The organism is Salinimicrobium catena (assembly GCF_900102915.1).
Taxonomy (GTDB): domain Bacteria; phylum Bacteroidota; class Bacteroidia; order Flavobacteriales; family Flavobacteriaceae; genus Salinimicrobium; species Salinimicrobium catena.
Genome location: NZ_FNGG01000001.1, coordinates 796227 through 812950 on the forward strand (window position 1 = coordinate 796227; position 16724 = coordinate 812950).

17 protein-coding genes are annotated in these 16724 nt (G+C 44.5%); 13 read left to right on the top strand and 4 right to left on the bottom strand.

What is annotated here, in order from left to right; all coding sequences use genetic code 11:
• Positions 1-35: 35 nt before the first annotated feature.
• Complete coding sequence (gene ahcY / locus BLS64_RS03635; protein WP_093111793.1) at positions 36-1352, bottom strand: adenosylhomocysteinase; 1317 nt, start codon at positions 1350-1352, stop codon at positions 36-38.
• 61 nt (positions 1353-1413) lie between these two features.
• Between ahcY and BLS64_RS03640 the strand changes: the two genes are divergently transcribed.
• From BLS64_RS03640 to BLS64_RS03680, 9 genes are all read left to right on the top strand, one after another.
• Positions 1414-2064, top strand: coding sequence for a 4'-phosphopantetheinyl transferase family protein (locus BLS64_RS03640; protein ID WP_093111795.1), 651 nt, complete (start codon positions 1414-1416; stop codon positions 2062-2064).
• A complete protein-coding gene (locus BLS64_RS03645; protein WP_093111797.1) occupies positions 2061-2792 on the top strand; it encodes a phosphoglycerol geranylgeranyltransferase in 732 nt (243 codons plus the stop codon). The genes BLS64_RS03640 and BLS64_RS03645 overlap by 4 nt, the downstream gene beginning before the upstream one ends.
• Positions 2793-2889: 97 nt before the next feature.
• Positions 2890-3150, top strand: coding sequence for a YkoF family thiamine/hydroxymethylpyrimidine-binding protein (locus BLS64_RS03650; RefSeq protein WP_093111799.1), 261 nt, complete (start codon positions 2890-2892; stop codon positions 3148-3150).
• Positions 3134-3766: a nicotinamide riboside transporter PnuC gene (pnuC, locus tag BLS64_RS03655; protein WP_093111801.1), complete on the top strand. Its 633-nt coding sequence runs from the start codon at positions 3134-3136 to the stop codon at positions 3764-3766. The genes BLS64_RS03650 and pnuC overlap by 17 nt, the downstream gene beginning before the upstream one ends.
• A complete protein-coding gene (locus BLS64_RS03660; RefSeq protein ID WP_093111803.1) occupies positions 3727-4305 on the top strand; it encodes an AAA family ATPase in 579 nt (192 codons plus the stop codon). The genes pnuC and BLS64_RS03660 overlap by 40 nt, the downstream gene beginning before the upstream one ends.
• Positions 4295-5845, top strand: coding sequence for a DUF4301 family protein (locus tag BLS64_RS03665; RefSeq protein ID WP_093111805.1), 1551 nt, complete (start codon positions 4295-4297; stop codon positions 5843-5845). Before BLS64_RS03660 ends, BLS64_RS03665 begins: the two co-directional genes overlap by 11 nt.
• Before the next feature lie 2 nt (positions 5846-5847).
• Entirely contained in the window at positions 5848-6252 is a 405-nt protein-coding gene (arfB, locus tag BLS64_RS03670) for an alternative ribosome rescue aminoacyl-tRNA hydrolase ArfB (protein WP_093111807.1), read from the top strand.
• A 202-nt stretch (positions 6253-6454) separates the two neighbouring features.
• Positions 6455-6793, top strand: a complete 339-nt coding sequence (locus BLS64_RS03675) for a hypothetical protein (RefSeq protein ID WP_143019268.1) — start codon at positions 6455-6457, stop codon at positions 6791-6793.
• 284 nt (positions 6794-7077) lie between these two features.
• A complete protein-coding gene (locus tag BLS64_RS03680) occupies positions 7078-8433 on the top strand; it encodes a sigma-54-dependent transcriptional regulator (protein WP_093111811.1) in 1356 nt (451 codons plus the stop codon).
• Here BLS64_RS03680 and BLS64_RS03685 read toward each other — a convergent pair.
• The gene (locus BLS64_RS03685; RefSeq protein ID WP_093111813.1) at positions 8423-10828 is read right to left on the bottom strand and encodes a hybrid sensor histidine kinase/response regulator; all 2406 of its coding nucleotides are present in this window, start codon (positions 10826-10828) and stop codon (positions 8423-8425) included. The two genes, BLS64_RS03680 and BLS64_RS03685, sit on opposite strands and share 11 nt — an antisense overlap.
• A 314-nt stretch (positions 10829-11142) precedes the next feature.
• On the opposite strand from BLS64_RS03685, the gene BLS64_RS03690 reads away from it, so the two are divergent.
• Entirely contained in the window at positions 11143-13503 is a 2361-nt protein-coding gene (locus BLS64_RS03690; RefSeq protein ID WP_093111815.1) for a TonB-dependent receptor, read from the top strand.
• 55 nt (positions 13504-13558) lie between these two features.
• On the opposite strand, the gene BLS64_RS03695 is transcribed toward BLS64_RS03690, so the two are convergent.
• Entirely contained in the window at positions 13559-13987 is a 429-nt protein-coding gene (locus BLS64_RS03695; RefSeq protein ID WP_093111817.1) for a Rieske (2Fe-2S) protein, read from the bottom strand.
• Between the two features lie 115 nt (positions 13988-14102).
• Here BLS64_RS03695 and greA point away from each other — a divergent pair, with 115 nt between their 5' ends.
• From greA to BLS64_RS03710, 3 genes are all read left to right on the top strand, one after another.
• The gene (greA, locus tag BLS64_RS03700; RefSeq protein WP_093112309.1) at positions 14103-14576 is read left to right on the top strand and encodes a transcription elongation factor GreA; all 474 of its coding nucleotides are present in this window, start codon (positions 14103-14105) and stop codon (positions 14574-14576) included.
• Between the two features lie 109 nt (positions 14577-14685).
• A complete protein-coding gene (locus BLS64_RS03705; protein ID WP_093111819.1) occupies positions 14686-15075 on the top strand; it encodes an HIT family protein in 390 nt (129 codons plus the stop codon).
• Positions 15075-15485 (top strand): acyl-CoA thioesterase, encoded by a 411-nt coding sequence (locus BLS64_RS03710; protein ID WP_093111821.1) that lies wholly within the window; start codon positions 15075-15077, stop codon positions 15483-15485. Before BLS64_RS03705 ends, BLS64_RS03710 begins: the two co-directional genes overlap by 1 nt.
• Here the strand turns inward: BLS64_RS03710 and BLS64_RS03715 are convergent.
• Positions 15469-16629: a sensor histidine kinase gene (locus tag BLS64_RS03715; protein WP_093111823.1), complete on the bottom strand. Its 1161-nt coding sequence runs from the start codon at positions 16627-16629 to the stop codon at positions 15469-15471. The two genes, BLS64_RS03710 and BLS64_RS03715, sit on opposite strands and share 17 nt — an antisense overlap.
• Positions 16630-16724: the final 95 nt, after the last annotated feature.

Sequence of the window (16724 nt, forward strand, 5' to 3'; positions counted from 1 at the left end):
AAGAGGATTTTTTTATTTTGTCTAACGTCTAACGTCTAGTAACGATAATATTCCGGTTTGAAAGGACCTTCAACAGTCACGCCAATGTATTTGGCCTGCTCTTCGTTCAATTCGGTCAATTCAACTCCTATTCTGTCAAGGTGCAGCTTGGCCACTTTCTCATCAAGATGCTTCGGAAGCATGTAAACTTCGTTCTTGTACTTATCAGTATTCTTCCAAAGTTCGATCTGCGCCAAAGTCTGATTTGTGAACGAGTTACTCATCACAAAGCTTGGGTGGCCGGTAGCACAACCAAGGTTAACCAAACGACCTTCAGCTAAAAGAATGATATCTTTTCCGTTGATGGTATATTTGTCAACCTGTGGCTTGATCTCCACTTTAGTGTCTCCGTGGTTCTCGTTTAGCCATGCAACCTGGATCTCATTGTCGAAGTGACCGATGTTACAAACGATGGTCTTGTCTTTCATCGCCTCAAAATGCTCGGCTCTTACGATATCCTTATTCCCGGTGGTGGTGATCACGATGTCTGCCTTAGGTAAAACGGTTTCCAGTTTTTTCACTTCAAAACCGTCCATTGCAGCCTGCAGAGCGCAAATTGGGTCGATCTCAGTCACGGTAACTATAGAACCTGCTCCTCTAAAAGAAGCGGCAGTACCTTTACCAACATCTCCGTACCCGCAAACAACTACTCTTTTTCCGGCAAGCATCACATCTGTAGCACGACGGATCGCGTCTACCGCACTTTCTCTACATCCGTATTTGTTGTCGAATTTTGACTTGGTCACAGAGTCGTTCACGTTGATGGCAGGCATAGGAAGGGTTCCGTTCTTCATACGCTCGTAAAGCCTGTGAACTCCGGTAGTGGTCTCTTCAGAAAGACCTTTGATCCCTTCAGCAAGCTCCGGATATTTATCCAGCACCATATTGGTAAGGTCACCCCCGTCATCAAGGATCATGTTAAGTGGCTTACGCTCTTCTCCAAAGAAAAGGGTCTGCTCTATACACCAGTCGAATTCTTCCGCAGTCATTCCTTTCCACGCGTAAACAGAGATCCCTGCATCGGCAATCGCCGCGGCGGCCTGATCCTGGGTAGAGAAGATGTTACAAGAGCTCCAGGTAACTTCAGCACCCAAAGCTACAAGGGTTTCAATAAGCACGGCAGTTTGGATGGTCATGTGAAGACATCCGGCAATGCGCGCGCCTTTAAGTGGCTGCTCGTCCTTGTACTCTTCCCTCAATGACATTAACCCCGGCATCTCGGCTTCGGCCAGTTCTATCTCTTTTCTCCCCCAGTCGGCAAGGGAAATATCTTTTACTTTATACGCAGTATAAGGTGCTGTTTTCGTTGACATATTCTTATATTTGATTTAGCTTTTTCTGAAGTGCAAAAATACAGAATATATAACATTTTTTATGCCCCTTTACAAAAGAATAACAATAGACGCCGATACTAAAGTCCTCATTTGGAAGATAGAAGAGCCATATGAGGACTTAAGTCGTGGTATTGAGCTTACTGCTCATTGCAAGGAGAGGGTGGATGGCATGAAAAGTGACCTGCATCGTCGTGGTTTTATGAGCGTACGCCATCTTTTGGCTGCGGAAGGTTATTCAGACCACGACCTGTATTATGATGAGCAGGGGAAACCGCATTTAAAAGATGATAATCATATTTCCATTACCCATTCCTTTACGTTTTCGGCTATAATCATCGGAAAAAGGGAAGTGGGGATAGATATTGAAAAGCAGCGTGAAAAGATCCTTTTGATCGCACACAAGTTCACTCCGATAGAGGAATACCGCACCCTGGCCAATTCAGATGCTTTGGTAAGGAAGCTTACCATAGTTTGGGGTGCCAAGGAAGCGGTCTATAAGATCTACGCCACTCCTAAGGTCAGTTTTCTGCAACACATCAATATCACCGACTTTGATTTTGACGATCAAAGGACCACCGGAAAGATATCTTTTAACGGCAGCGTTTCCTGGTATGATTTCGATTTCCTGGAATTTGAAGGTTTTACCTGTGTCTATGCCATGCCGAAGGAGGAAAAACCGATAACCGGATGAGGTTGGTGAAAAATGGCATTTTTGAGTCTATTGTCGGACAAGGTCAACTGTTGGCCGTACTCATTGATCCGGACAAATTTGAAGCTGATGTGGTTTCTTCATTTTTGAAGAAGATCCCCGAATTCACCACGCATCTTTTTGTGGGCGGAAGCACAGTGGAAAAGGGTAGGACCGAAGCCTGTATAGAACGCCTGAAGCAGGAGACCTCTCTGCCCATTATCATTTTCCCCGGAGACCATTCGCAGATCACCCCTTTGGCCGATGCCTTATTGTTCCTGAGCCTTATCTCCGGAAGGAACCCCGAGTACCTTATCGAGCAACAGGTACAGGCAGTTGACAGCCTTCAAAATATGGACCTGGAAGTGATCCCTACCGGCTACATTCTGGTTGACGGCGGAAGAGAGTGCGCGGTACAAAGAGTAAGTAAAACCCTTCCCATGTCACAGGAAAGACCAGAGGAGATCGTAAAAACGGCCTTGGCCGGAGAGTTTTCAGGTAAAAAACTGATCTACCTGGAAGCAGGAAGCGGGGCCAAGAAGCCGGTTTCCGAAGAGATCATAAAAGCGGTCAAAAATGCTGTTTCCATTCCTCTCATCGTGGGGGGCGGAATTCGTTCCTCTCAACAACTTGAAGCCGCTTATGCCGCCGGAGCCGATATGGTGGTGGTGGGTACAGCCTTTGAGAAAGGCGAATTCTTTACTGCCACTGCAGCGTGTTCGTCAAATTAATTGAGAAAAAGACTTTCCAAAAGTGTTAAACTTCCTAATTTTGATTAGCGAAATGGTCTTACCGGCCTGTTTTAGTTTATAAATAAAGACTTTTAGAATGCAAATTTCAGTTGAACTTGCTCTTACTCCGCTTCAGGATGATTTTGAGCCCCCGATCAAGAAATTCATAAAAGACCTCAGGAATTCGGGTTTTACAGTAATGGAAAATCCTTTAAGTACTCAGATATACGGCGATTATGATAAATTGATGGAATTCCTGACCGAGGAGATCAAAGAGACCTTCCAGAACCTGGATCATGTGCTCATGACCATGAAGATCGTGAAGAGCAACAGGAGCGACTATGCAGCCAATTTTTGATTTCTTCTTTCAGCAGTACCAGGATTACCCCACTCTATTCATCATTCTGGAGATCATCGCGGTGATCTTTGGTTTTCTTTCAGTCTGGTATTCCAAGCAGGAGAATATTCTGGTATACCCGACGGGTATAATAAGTACGGTCATTTTTGTTTACCTGCTGTGGCAATGGGAACTGCTGGGAGACATGATGATCAACTTCTATTATGCCAGCATGAGTGTATATGGCTGGTATGTATGGACAAGAAAGGTGGATGCAGTGCATTTTACTCCGGTTACCCGTACCACCTCAAAAGAAAAGCTGTGGAGCGTGCTGATCTTTGTGGGAACGCTCATCTTTGTGTATGGAGTTTACGAGGCTTTCGACAAATGGAACAACTGGACCGCTTATATTGATACCGTGACCACGGCCATTTTCTTTGTGGGAATGTGGCTGATGGCCCGTAAAAAGATCGAGAACTGGATCTACTGGATCATTGGCGACCTCATCTCGGTCCCGCTGTATTTTTACAAGGGGCTGACTTTTACCAGTCTCCAGTATTTCTTATTTACAATAATCGCCATTTCTGGCTACTTAGCATGGAAAGAAAGCTTGAACAAGAATCCTGTGACTGCCTAAGGGTGGTGCTCTACGGACCCGAATCTACCGGAAAGACCACTCTGGCAAGAATGCTGGCTGCCCATTTTAATACTGAATGGGTGCCCGAATTCTCGCGCGATTATTTACAGGAGAAGTGGGATGAGCAACAGGAGATCTGTAGCATGGAAGATATCCTGCCTATTGCACAGGGGCAAATGGCCATAGAAAATGAGAAAGCCAGGGAGGCCAATAAGGTGCTTTTTTGCGATACCAACCTGCTCGAAACAGCTGTTTATTCTGCCGCTTATTTTGACGGATTCTGTGAGCCGGCACTTCTTAAACATGCGTTAAATGCTCATTACGATCTCTATTTTTTAACGTATATTGACGTTCCCTGGGTTGAAGACGATTTGCGCGACCGGCCCCATCAACGGGATCTTATGTTCGCCAAATTCAAAGAACCATTAGACAATTACAACAAGCCATATCACATCCTGAAGGGAAATTTGCAGGAGCGATTTGCTATGGCTGTAAAAATGATTGAGGAACTTATAAAAAGTAAAGAAGTTGGGATTTAATAATAAAGACTTAAAGCAAATAAAGCAGAAAGGAATATCTCCGGAAAAAGTAGAACAACAAATAGCTATTTTCGAACGGGGTAATGTAGTGGTCAATATTCGGGAGGCTGCCACTTTAAGGAATGGGATCCTGGCAATTTCTGAAGAGGAAAAGGAGGATCTCGTTGGGATATATGAAAATAAGAAAGAGGAGCTGGATATTCTAAAATTCGTGCCGGCTTCCGGGGCAGCGACGCGAATGTTCAAAGCTTTTTATCAATTTCTGGAGGAATACGATCCCGAGAAGGAAAACCTCGAGGATTATGTGGAGCGCAAAAATGACCCTAAGCTGGAGCTTTTCTTCAGCCGAATGAAAGATCTACCATTTTATGATAACGCCTTGGAGATACTTCGAAAGAAGCATTCGGACTACGACCAGCTTTCCGAAGATAAACAGCAATATTATTTTGTGAAGACCATGCTGGAAGAGGATGGGCTGGACCTGGGAGACCAGCCAAAAGGCCTGGTTCCGTTTCATAAATATGAGGGGCACCTGGCCTCAGCTTTTGAAGAGCATCTAAGAGAAGCTGTTGATTATGCCTCTTCAGGAAACAAGGTGCGCATTCATTTTACAGTTTCCGAAGAGCACCGCGCTAAATTCGAAGCCGAGGCAAAAGAAGTGATTCCGACCCTTGAAAAGGAAACGGGAAAAGATTTTCACATCTCCTACTCTTATCAAGATCCCGAAACCGATACCATTGCCGTTACCAAAGAAAATGAGCCATTTCGTGACGAGAACGGCGACCTGTTCTTCAGGCCCGGTGGCCACGGGGCGCTTATTGAGAATCTCAATGCCCAGGTGGCCGATGTCATTTTTATCAAGAACATCGATAACGTGGTGATCCCGAAGAACCGGCAGGTGCTGAAAGAAAACAAGGAAATGCTGGCAGGAAAACTCCTGGAGCTGCAGGACAAGATCTTCAGCTGTTTGCAGCAGCTTGAAAAGGAACTTAGTCAGAATGATCTGGAGGAGATGATCGATTTTGTTCAGAAGGAGCTCAATTCCGGTCTAAGTATAAACTTTGATGAACTGTCAACTGAAGAAAAAGTTTTCACTCTAAAAAGAAAGCTCAACAGGCCTTTAAGGGTCTGTGGAATGGTAAAGAACGAGGGCGAACCCGGCGGAGGCCCATTTTGGGTGACCCATAAGAACGGGGAGATCTCCTTGCAGATCGTGGAAGGTTCACAGATAGACCACGAAAATTACCAGCAGAGCAAGATCGCGCAGGAAGCAACTCACTTTAATCCTGTAGATATTGTGTGTTCCTTTAAGGATTATAAAGGCAAGAAGTTTGACCTGCATGAATTCGTGGATGAGGAAACCAGTTTTATCGCCAATAAGACCAAAGACGGTAAGGAGCTGAAAGCCCTGGAACTTCCCGGATTATGGAATGGGGCCATGTCTAACTGGATCAGCATTTTTGTGGAAGTTCCAGTAGAGACCTTCAATCCTGTCAAGACTGTGGCCGACCTGCTGAAACCGACCCACCTGGTCAAATAGCAGTGGACGAAAAACAACTCATACACGAAGCCTGGTACAAAGCGGTACGGAGTTCGGGAGCCGGAGGACAAAATGTGAATAAGGTGTCCTCCAAGGTTGAACTTCACTTTGACCTGGCTTCTTCAACAGCTTTTTCAGATGATGAAAAGGCCGGACTTCAGAAAAAACTCCAATCCCGTCTTACCACCAGTAACGAACTTATTCTGCAGTGTGACGAATCCCGAAGTCAGCTCAAGAACAAGGAGATCGTGACCCAACGATTCCTGGAATTGATCAGGGAAGGGCTGAAAAAACCCAAAACCCGTAAAAAGACAAAACCTTCCAAGGCTGCAAAGCTTAAGCGCCTCAGAGAGAAAAAGCATCGTTCAGAAAAGAAGGCTTCCCGCCGTGACCCTCTCAAGGAATAGAAGTCGAAGCTTAACTGAGGAATAATTCTACAATTTTTTGGGGAAAAATCCCAGTTTTACCCACTCTACACATTCGTTAAGGTAATTATAAATCCCCGTATATGCTGGGCTTAAAGGTGATGTGGGCGAATTGGTATGTTTATAGCTCTATACCTAACAACCTTAAAAACTTGAATTAGTAACAAACAAAAAAAATTGAATTATGAAAAAGATAGTTTTATCTGTAGTAGCCGCATCAGCAATGATTTTTTCAACTCAGACTATGAATGCGCAAGTAGCAAACGCTGAAGCAGAAGTTGCCGTTGAGCAAACTGAACAAAAAGCCGAGTGGCGTCAGGTTGAAGTAGCTGAATTGCCTGCCGAAGTACAACAAGCTGTAGAGCGCGACTTTGCAGGTGCTGTAATTGCAGAAGCTCATGTAAAAGAAAAAGAAGGTGAGCAAAAATTCAAACTCGTGGTGCAGACTGCTGAAGGAGAGCAAAAAGAGCTTTACGCAGATGCCCAGGGTAACTGGATTGATAAAGATAAAAAGGATAAGTAATCTTTGACCGCCGCGAATAGGAGAAACCGACTCCTGGTGGCAGACCTCCCATAGGCACACATGTTATAGATTGTCATTCTGTTAATCATATTGTCGTTTTCCCTACAAGCGTCTTTACGATGAAGAGAATGATCGAGACGGGAGGTCTGAAGAAACGGAGGTTAAGTTATACCTTAACAAGGTTAAATTTTTCAGAAAAGGAGCTGTAAAGCTCCTTTTTTTTATACTTATTTTTGGATTTGGCGCTTCATAAAAACCTAATTTTGTGGAGAGTTTAAAGATTTATGGCCAAAATTCTATTAGTTGAAGACGATGTAGCTTTCTGCACCATGCTCAAGACCTTTCTTTTGAAGAAAGGATATGAGGTCGATGCGGTGTATACGGCTACCGAAGCTCTTAATCTTTTAAAGGACACGGATTATGGCGTCATTATTTCTGATGTGCGCCTGCCTGATAAAGAAGGCCTGGAGATTCTGAAGGCGGTAAAGCAAAAAAATGCCCAGACCGGCGTCATCATGATGACCAGCTATGCCGAAATAAGCATGGCGGTAAACGCTATGAAAGAAGGTGCGGTAGACTATATTGCCAAACCTTTTAATCCTGAAGTTATCCTTGATTCCATACAAACCGCACTTCAAATGGAGCAGTCCGAAGTTACAAGACCTGCCCCTAAACCTGCCGCACAGCCGAAGTCCAAAACCGTTACAGATACCTATATTAAAGGTGTTAGTGACGCTTCCGCCAAGCTGAACAATTATATTGACCTTGTAGCACCTACCAATATGTCTGTCCTCATCATGGGGGAAAGCGGTACCGGAAAAGAACAGATAGCGAAAAGCATTCACAACAAAAGCAAAAGAAATTCCCAGCCTTTCATAGCAGTAGATTGCGGGGCCATTCCGCGGGAACTGGCTTCCAGTGAATTTTTTGGTCATGTTAAAGGATCTTTTACCGGTGCAGTGACCAACAAGACGGGGCACTTTGAAGCTGCCAATGGAGGAACCATTTTCCTGGATGAGATAGGGAATTTAAGTTACGAGCTCCAGGTGCAGTTACTCAGAGCCTTGCAGGAAAGAAAGGTAAAACCTGTAGGAAGCAATACCGAGATCAAAGTCGACATCAGGGTGATCGCCGCTACCAATGAAGATCTTTTTGAGCTGGTCAAAAAAGGCGATTTTCGGGAAGATCTTTACCATCGACTTAATGAATTCACCATCAAGGTACCGGCGCTAAAGGACAGGCAGGAGGACCTCATGATCTTTGCCAATTATTTTCTTGACAGTGCCAATAAGGAGTTGGAAAAAGATGTCGCCGGTTTTTCTGATGAAGCGATCACTGCTTTTAAGTCCTATCCCTGGCCCGGAAATTTAAGAGAGCTGAAAAATGCGGTAAAAAGAGCTGTTTTGCTTACCCAGAAGGATATGATCGAGGTGGAGGTGCTGCCTCATGAGGTAAGAACTGCTGAGAAAGAAGAGGTACCCGAATCTTCTTACAGCCTGTTCAAGAACAAGAATGAACAGGAGCTCATTCTTGATGCTTTGGAAAAAGCACATGGTAATAAAAGTAAGGCCGCGAGATTACTTTCCATAGATAGGAAGACGCTTTACAATAAACTGAAGCAATACGGGATCAAACTTTGATCTCCTGGTCCAGGTCCTGCAGCAGCTCATTGATCTCCCGGGTCAACCGGTGCAGATCGATCTTTTTCAGCTCTTCAGTTTTTCCTTTTTCAAGTATTTCAAGACGGGAAACCAGGTGTTCTATTCCCAGCTGCCTAAACATAGGTAGCATTTTATGCGCCAGGTTCGCAACCTTGTCATAATCTTCTTTATGAGCGGCCCGGTTGAGGTCCTCAAGATTGTTCCTGGTGCTTTGTACAAAGGCGGTTAGGATCGCATTCAGAGCTTCCTGGTCTTCCCCCGCGAAGGTCCTTACTTCCTGCAACGTATATTTCTTATGTGGATCTTTAGGAGTGATCTTCTTTTTTTCCTTTTTCTGAAGCTCCACATGCAGTACATCGGCGATCAATTCCAATAATTTTTCCGAAGAATAGGGTTTTAAAAGGCTGCCTTTAAATCCTTCTTTTAAGTAATCAGCGGGAGTCACATTGGGTTGCCCGGATAGAGCGATCACCGGAACCCTTGGCACTTCTGGATTATTGTTGATCTCTGAAAGAAGTTCATGTCCGTTCATACTGGGCATCTGAATATCGGTGAGTACCAGGTCGGCTTTCTCGGCCTTCAGTTTTTGCAGGGCTTCTCTGCCATTGGTGGCGGTGCGGTAGGACATTCCGGTAGATTTGATGAATTCTTTAAGCAGGCCAAGCTGGGCCGGTTCATCATCCACGATCAGGACCGAGTGCTCCTTAAGATCCCTCAGTTCCTTTTTCTTTACATCCGTTTCCTCTTCGTGGTTCTTCGCAAGTTTAACCGGGATCTGCACCACAAAAGTACTTCCTTTGCCGGGTTCACTTTCAAGGCTTATCTTTCCTTTGAGAAGGTCGGTGAGCTTTTTGCTGATCGCTAGGCCAAGCCCCGATCCACCGTATTTTTTTTCAATAGAACTGTCCTCCTGGGAGAATTCTTCGAAAACTTTCTCTCTTTGTTCTTCAGAAATGCCGATTCCTGTATCCTTTACCTCAATGTTCAGGATATCCTTTTCAGCCAGCCATGCATTGATTTCGACACTTCCCTTTTCTGTGAATTTGCAGGCATTGCTCACCAGGTTGGTAATGATCTGTTTAATGCGGAAAGGATCTGTGATCACCGGGCGATCCAGTTCTTCAGAAACATTTACCAGCACCTCTACCTCTTCGGGTTTTTCAGGAGGAATGGCATTTTCTACAGTTTCTTCAATAAGGTTCTTCGGATTAAAGCTCAGTTCTTCAATGGTCATTTTCCCGGCTTCAAGTTTGGAGAGGTCCAGGAGGTCGTTCACCAGGTGAAGCAGATAGTCTGATGATTTTTTCAGCTGATTCAAATACCTGTTTTGAGCTTTGTTGAGGCCCGTTTTTTCCAAAAGACCGGTATAGCCAACTACCGAATTCAGCGGAGATCTCAAGTCATGTGTAACAGTGTTCATGAACTGTTCCCTGCTTTTTAATAGGGATTCCGCATACATTTTCGCATTTTCGAGCTGCATACGGTACCGCTGACTTCTTGACACATCGCGTATGACCAGGAAGATGAAAATTAGGATGATCAAGAGGCTTACTGCTCCCAGGATAGCGATGGTCTTGGAGGTCCTCTCAACAGTGTCCTGCCAGGTGTTCACCTGGCTTAGGGATTTGATCCTTTCTTCAGACTCTATGGTTGAAAGCAGGCTTCTCAACCTGCTGTTGAGCTTGATCTCATTGGCGAGCAGTTCATTTTCCTTGCTTCTTAGAGCGATACGATATTGTCTTTCCCTTTTCTCCAGTTCGTTTAGAACAGATTTTACGGCGATGATGAGGGAGTCTGCTGTAAGGCTTGTCGGCTCTGGGTTGTCTTCTTTTGAATATTCCAGAAGTTTTATTAAAACGCTTCTTTGGTGTGGCTCCAGGTCTTTAAATCGCTCCTCGTATTTAGGATCTTCAAAGGTCTGGTCTACTTTGCTGAGTTCTTCCAGTACCCTGGAATAATAACTTTCTGTTTCCCCGGTTGCCCTTAGCTTCAGTAATTCTTCGAGGTTATCGGCCTTTTGGGAGAGCAGGATGTTGATACTGTCTATCTCTTTTTCAAGTGTATTATCAGGATGAGCTTCCTGCAGCGAAGAAAGCGTCATTTTAATGGAATCTATTTTGGTTGTGAAGGTGTCCAGCCCTTCCAGGTTTCCGGATTGAATGAGTTGCCGGCTCAGGCTTTCGGCTTCGTATAGTTTAGTGGCGGCTTCTCCTACCAGCAGCAACTTTTCGTTACCGGTATTGTTCCTCTCGGTCATGCTGGTGTAGGTGACTACCTGGTTGTACACGAACCATACGGCGAAGCCCGCCAAAGCTGCCAACAGGAAGTATCCGGCAAAGACGGTAATGGTAATAGATGGCCTTTTTTTAGTCATAAAAAGCTGAAAAAGATAAATTTAAAAGCTTTTTGTTCGAAAGCCCTAAAAATTAGGTTAAATCGAAAAAAACCTGTTACATTTGCGGCGTCTCAAAGGGGTGCCTACTCCGGATAAATTCCGGAGGAAGCTGAGATCATACCCAAAGAACCTGGGCAGGTAATGCTGCCAAGGGATCGGCGCTAAAAAGCGCTAAGTATATGCACTCCTGAAAACCGTTTCTGCAATTTAAATTGAATGGTTCTCAGGATTTTTTTATCAAATTTTAATTCAAGAATAATTACCCCTTTTATTCGTAAACAATTTTATTACGAATGAAAAACCTATTCTTAATCGCCACGATTTTATTGGGATCCTTTAATCTTGTTGCCCAGCAGTACCAGGTTTCCGGAAAGGTAACCGACGGCGAAATTCCGTTAACAACAGCTATCGTAAGGGTAGAAGGTGCCTCTCAAGGTACCCAGACCAACAGCCAGGGAGAATATTCCCTTAGCCTTGAAGCCGGGAAATATGTCCTTATTTTCTCTAACGGTAATCAAAAAAGGATTCCCATCGACCTTAGTAGGAATATGATCCTCGACGTCGACATGAGCGATGCCGCCGAAGAACTTGAAGAAGTTTTCTTGTCAGCGGTTCGTGTAACTGCAGATTCGCCTATCACGTATAGTAATTTGAGCAACGAAGAGATCGAAGATCGCAACCTGGGGCAAGATATTCCCAGCCTCATGCAGTATATGCCGGGGGTGGTGACCACCAGTGATGCGGGTGCCGGCATTGGGTACAGCAGCATCAGGGTAAGGGGAACAGAATCCAGAGGCGTAAATGTGACCATTAACGGTGTGCCTTACAATGATGCCGAAAGCCAGGGAACTTTCTGGGTAAACCTTGGAGATTTCGCCTCTTCGGTAGAGAACCTTCAGCTGCAACGCGGGGTGGGGACATCTACCAATGGCGCCGGGGCTTTTGGTGCGAGTATCAACGTGCTTACAGACCGGTATAAGGTGGAGCCTTCCGCAGAGATTTCCAACAGTTTTGGTTCTTACAATACCCGAAAGCATACGGTGAAATTCAGCAGCGGATTGTTTAAAGATCACTGGGAATTTGCCGGAAGGGCTTCTGTGATCAAAAGTGACGGATATATCGACCGGGCTTCGAGTGATCTGAAATCCTATTTTTTCCAGGGAACCTATGTTGACGGCGGAACTTTGGTCAAAGCCCTGACTTTTGGCGGAAGCGAGGTGACCTATCAGGCCTGGGATGGTATAGATGCCGATCAGTTACAGGAAGACCGCAGATTCAATCCTGCTGGAGCTTATATAGATGACGCCGGAAACCTTCAGTTTTACGAAAATCACGTAGACGATTACAAACAGGACCATTACCAGCTGCTCTGGAACCAGAGCTACGGCAGCAATTGGTCCTCTAACATGGCCCTGCACTATACTTACGGTCGCGGATTCTATGAATCTTACCGCGCAGATGAAGACCTGGCAGCTTATGGCCTGCAGAATTTTACGGCAAACGGCGAAGAGATCACCGAAAGTGACCTGGTTACCCGGAAATGGCTGGTGAACGATTTTTATGGTACTACCTTCAATGTGCAGTATGAAGAAGACAATTTAAAAGTAATTGCGGGAGGTGCCTGGAACAACTACCTGGGAGACCATTTTGGAGAGATCGTGTATACGAGGTTTGCGCGCTCGTCATCACCTCTGCAGAGATATTACGACAACCAGTCTCAAAAGAGCGATTTCAATGTCTTCGGAAAAGCTACCGTTGCGATTTCAGAGAATTTCTCCCTTTATGGTGACCTGCAGTTAAGAAGGTTGCACTATGAAGTTGACGGAGTAGAGGAAGAGGAAACTCCTTTCTTCGTTGATGACCGTTTTACCTTTTTTAATCCGAAGGCGGGGATGACCTATGAAATTTCTGATGCCAACCAGTTGTACTTTTCATTTGCACGGGCGCACAGGGAACCTAACCGTTCAGATTACGAGAACGGGAACCCTGAACCGGAAGAACTGAACGATTATGAACTGGGGTGGCGTTTTAAAACTCAGGCAGTACAGATCAATACCAACCTGTATTATATGGATTACCAGAACCAGCTGGTACTCACGGGAGAATTGAATGATGTTGGTGCACCAATTAGAAGAAACAGCGGGAGCAGTTATAGAGCAGGACTCGAAGTGGATGCAGCTGTAAAATTTAGCGACAAATTTACCTGGAGACCTAATGTGGCGATAAGCCGCAACAAGAACGATGAATGGTTCGCTAACTGGGACGGAGAATTACGTAGCTTCGGAAAGACAGATATTTCCTATTCTCCCGAAGTGGTGGCCAGTAACATCCTGGAATTTCGCCCGGTTGAAAACCTGGAGTTAAAGTTGCTCTCCAAATATGTGGGAGAACAGTATATGAGCAACCTGGAAAATGAAGCCGCCCTGCTTGAAGACTATTTCATCAATGACTTCAACATTCAATACACCTGGAAGGACGCGCCTTTGTTCGAGGAGATCGTGTTCACGGGATTGGTAAACAATATATTCGATGAAGAATATGTTTCTAATGGATACTACTACACTTATGACTGGGAAGGTGTCACCTATGAAGGTGCGGGATATTATCCGCAGGCAACAAGGAACTTTTTGGCAGGGGTTACCCTAAGATTTTAAAAGGTGCCACAGTGTTTAATGATGATCAAAAGCCTTCTGTAACAGGAAGGCTTTTTTAGTTCGAAACTTCAAGCACATCTCCTCTTCTCACCACCCTGTAAGGCTTTAAAAAATATTGGCCCTCTCCGGAAGTTTGCTGTCCGGTGATTATAGTGTATTGATTTCCATCATCACAGGAGCAGGTAGCTTCGGTTCCCTCAACTGTGAGTACAGAACAATCCTGTATCACGTGGTTAGGATCGGTTAGTTCAAAAGCCATGTACTGATCATTGTTCAGGTTGTAGATCACTATACCATTTATACCATAGTTATAGGTAGTATATTTATTTCCGGGGAAATTCAGGTTGTTATATTCCGGTAAGCTAAGATCGAGCCTCACCGAAAAGTTGAGGTCTGGCAGGTACGGATTGTTCCTTATTTCATCATCTCCCGAGCAGCTCCAGATCAAAGGAAACAGGCATAAACTGAAGAAAAACTTTTTCATAAAACGTTTTTTCAAAGCTACAAGATATAATTGTACTGGATATTTTAATTTAGTATATTTGTTTGAAATCCCGTCAGAGAATGGGATTTTTTCTATTTATATAAATGATAATGCCATGAGTAAAGTATCATACTATACCGCCGACGGACTTAAGAAATTACGGGATGAACTAAACCAGTTAAGGGATGTGGAGCGTCCTCGTGCCTCACAGGCTATTGCTGAAGCAAGGGACAAGGGAGACCTTAGTGAGAATGCAGAATATGATGCGGCAAAAGAAGCCCAGGGATTGCTGGAAATGAAAATTGCAAAGCTGGAAGAAGTTTACGCCAATGCCCGTTTGATCGATGAATCGCAACTTGATACTTCCAAGATTCTGGTGCATTCAAATGTAAAGATCAAGAACCTTACTAACGGCGCCGAGATGAAATACAAACTGGTGGCTCAAAGCGAAGCCGATCTTAAGGCCGGAAAGATCTCTGTGGACAGCCCTATCGGGAAAGGCCTTTTAGGAAAGAAAGTAGGAGATATTGCGGAGGTACAGGTGCCTAACGGAACACTGAAGTTCGAGATCCTGGATATTTCGCGGTAATAGCAATTATAGCTGAAAGAATTCGTGATCCTTTCCTTGTGGAAAGGATCTTTTTATTTGAGCTTAAAGCTGAAAGTGCTAACTTGTGTACCATTAAAAATTGAAAATTATGCCAACCATATTCACCAAGATCATCAACGGGGAAATTCCCGCATATAAAGTAGCTGAAAATGATAAATTCCTTGCTTTTCTTGATATACGTCCCAATGCCAAGGGTCATACCTTGTGTATCCCGAAAGAGGAAGTGAACAACATCTTTGACCTTGATGAAGAAACCTACCTTGAATTGATGGCCTTTTCCCGGAAGGTGGCCAAAGGAATTGAAATCGCCGTTCCCTGTAAAAGAGTTGGTATGGCCGTGGTGGGACTGGAAGTGCCTCATGTGCATGTGCATCTTATTCCATTGAACTCTATGGGAGATATGAATTTTGCACAAAAACAGGAGCTTTCAGAAGAAGAGTTCAATCAAATAGCCAGGGATATCAAAGCAGCCATTTAATGAGTTTTGAAGATTATAAATTATCGCTGGAGCTGCGTATCGACTTCAGCGACCTCGACATGTACAGGCATGTCAATAACCTTACTTTTATCCGCTTCCTTCAGTCGGGGAGGGTGAATTTCTGGGAAGCGACAGGGCTTGCGGCTATGTTTTCAGAAACTAATAAAGGAGCCATCCTGGTTTCCACTCACTGCGACTTCAAAAAATCGCTTTTTTACCCGGGAACGGCTGTGGTAAAAACCAAACTGGCTTACATCAAGAACAGCAGTTTCGCGCTTGACCAGGTAATTCTTAACGAGACGGGAGAAGTGTGTGCAGAAGGAAGGGATATCGCGGTTTTTTTCGACTTCAGCAAAGACGAATCTCTACCCATTCCGTCTGATCTTAGAGAGTCTATGCAGCGGTTTTGATCTTGTGCAGCACGATCTCTATTGTCGTCCCTTTATTTATCTCGCTGCGTAATACCCTGATGCGCCCTTTATGGTATTGTTCTATAATGCGTTTAGCCAGTGACAGGCCTAAGCCCCAGCCTCTTTTTTTGGTAGTATAGCCGGGTTCAAAGACCTCTTTGTATTTGCTTTTCGAGATCCCTTTTCCGGTATCTCTTACCTGTATGTGTACGTTCTTAGTGTTCTGAGAGAGGCTTATTTCCAGTTCCCCTTTTCCTTTCATGGCGTCAATGGCATTTTTCACCAGGTTCTCAATGGTCCAGCTATAAAGCTGTTCATTAAGGCTTACCAGTATTTTTTCTTCCGGAAGGTTAAGCTTGAAATCGATCAGTTTTGAGCTACGGGCTTTAAGATAATCAAAACTGTCACGGGTCTTTTCCACTATATCTGCCGGCTGCAGGGTAGGCGCAGAACCTATTTTTGAGAACCTTTCAGTAATGGTCTTTAACCGGTCAACGTCTTTTTCTATTTCGCCGATATACACGGGATTTACTCGTTCTTCCTTGAGGATCTCTGTCCACCCGATAAGGGAAGAAAGCGGCGTACCGATCTGGTGGGCGGTTTCTTTTGCCATCCCGGCCCATAGCTTGTTCTGTTCGCTGGTCTTAGTTGTAGTGTAGAAAAAATAGATAACCGCGATGAACATGATGATGATAAGCATCAATGCCAGCGGGTAATACTTCAGCTTGTTGAGCATCGGGGAATTTCCGTAGTACACCTGGTTGACCCGGCCTTCTCCAAGATCCATCTCTATGGGTTCATTTTCAGACTTGATGGTCTTGAGGTAATCCTGGAGTTTATCCTTGTCGGCTCTGATCTCTTCCTCAATGTTAATTGCATCCACGATCTTGCCGTTCTCATCTACAAGGATGGTTGGAATACTTGAGTTGCTGTTGATGATAGCGAGGTAAAGGTCCAGGCCCGTGTCTGTGTCCACCTGGTCGAGATAAACCTGGGCAGAGGCCCAGATGTTCATCTTTCGCCTTTCCTCTTCTTTTATTCGTTGGAAAAAAGCAACTGCGTTCCATACTATAAGGATGATGATAATAAGAGAAGTGAGGATGATGAACCCGCGTCTAAAGTTTCGTTTATCTGAAAACCTCATGTAGGCAGTGCTTTTGTGCGTTTAAATATAAGCGTTTTCAGCAAATAATATTGTGGAGGGCTGTTTTTCATTCCTTGTGCGCTTTACTTACCTTT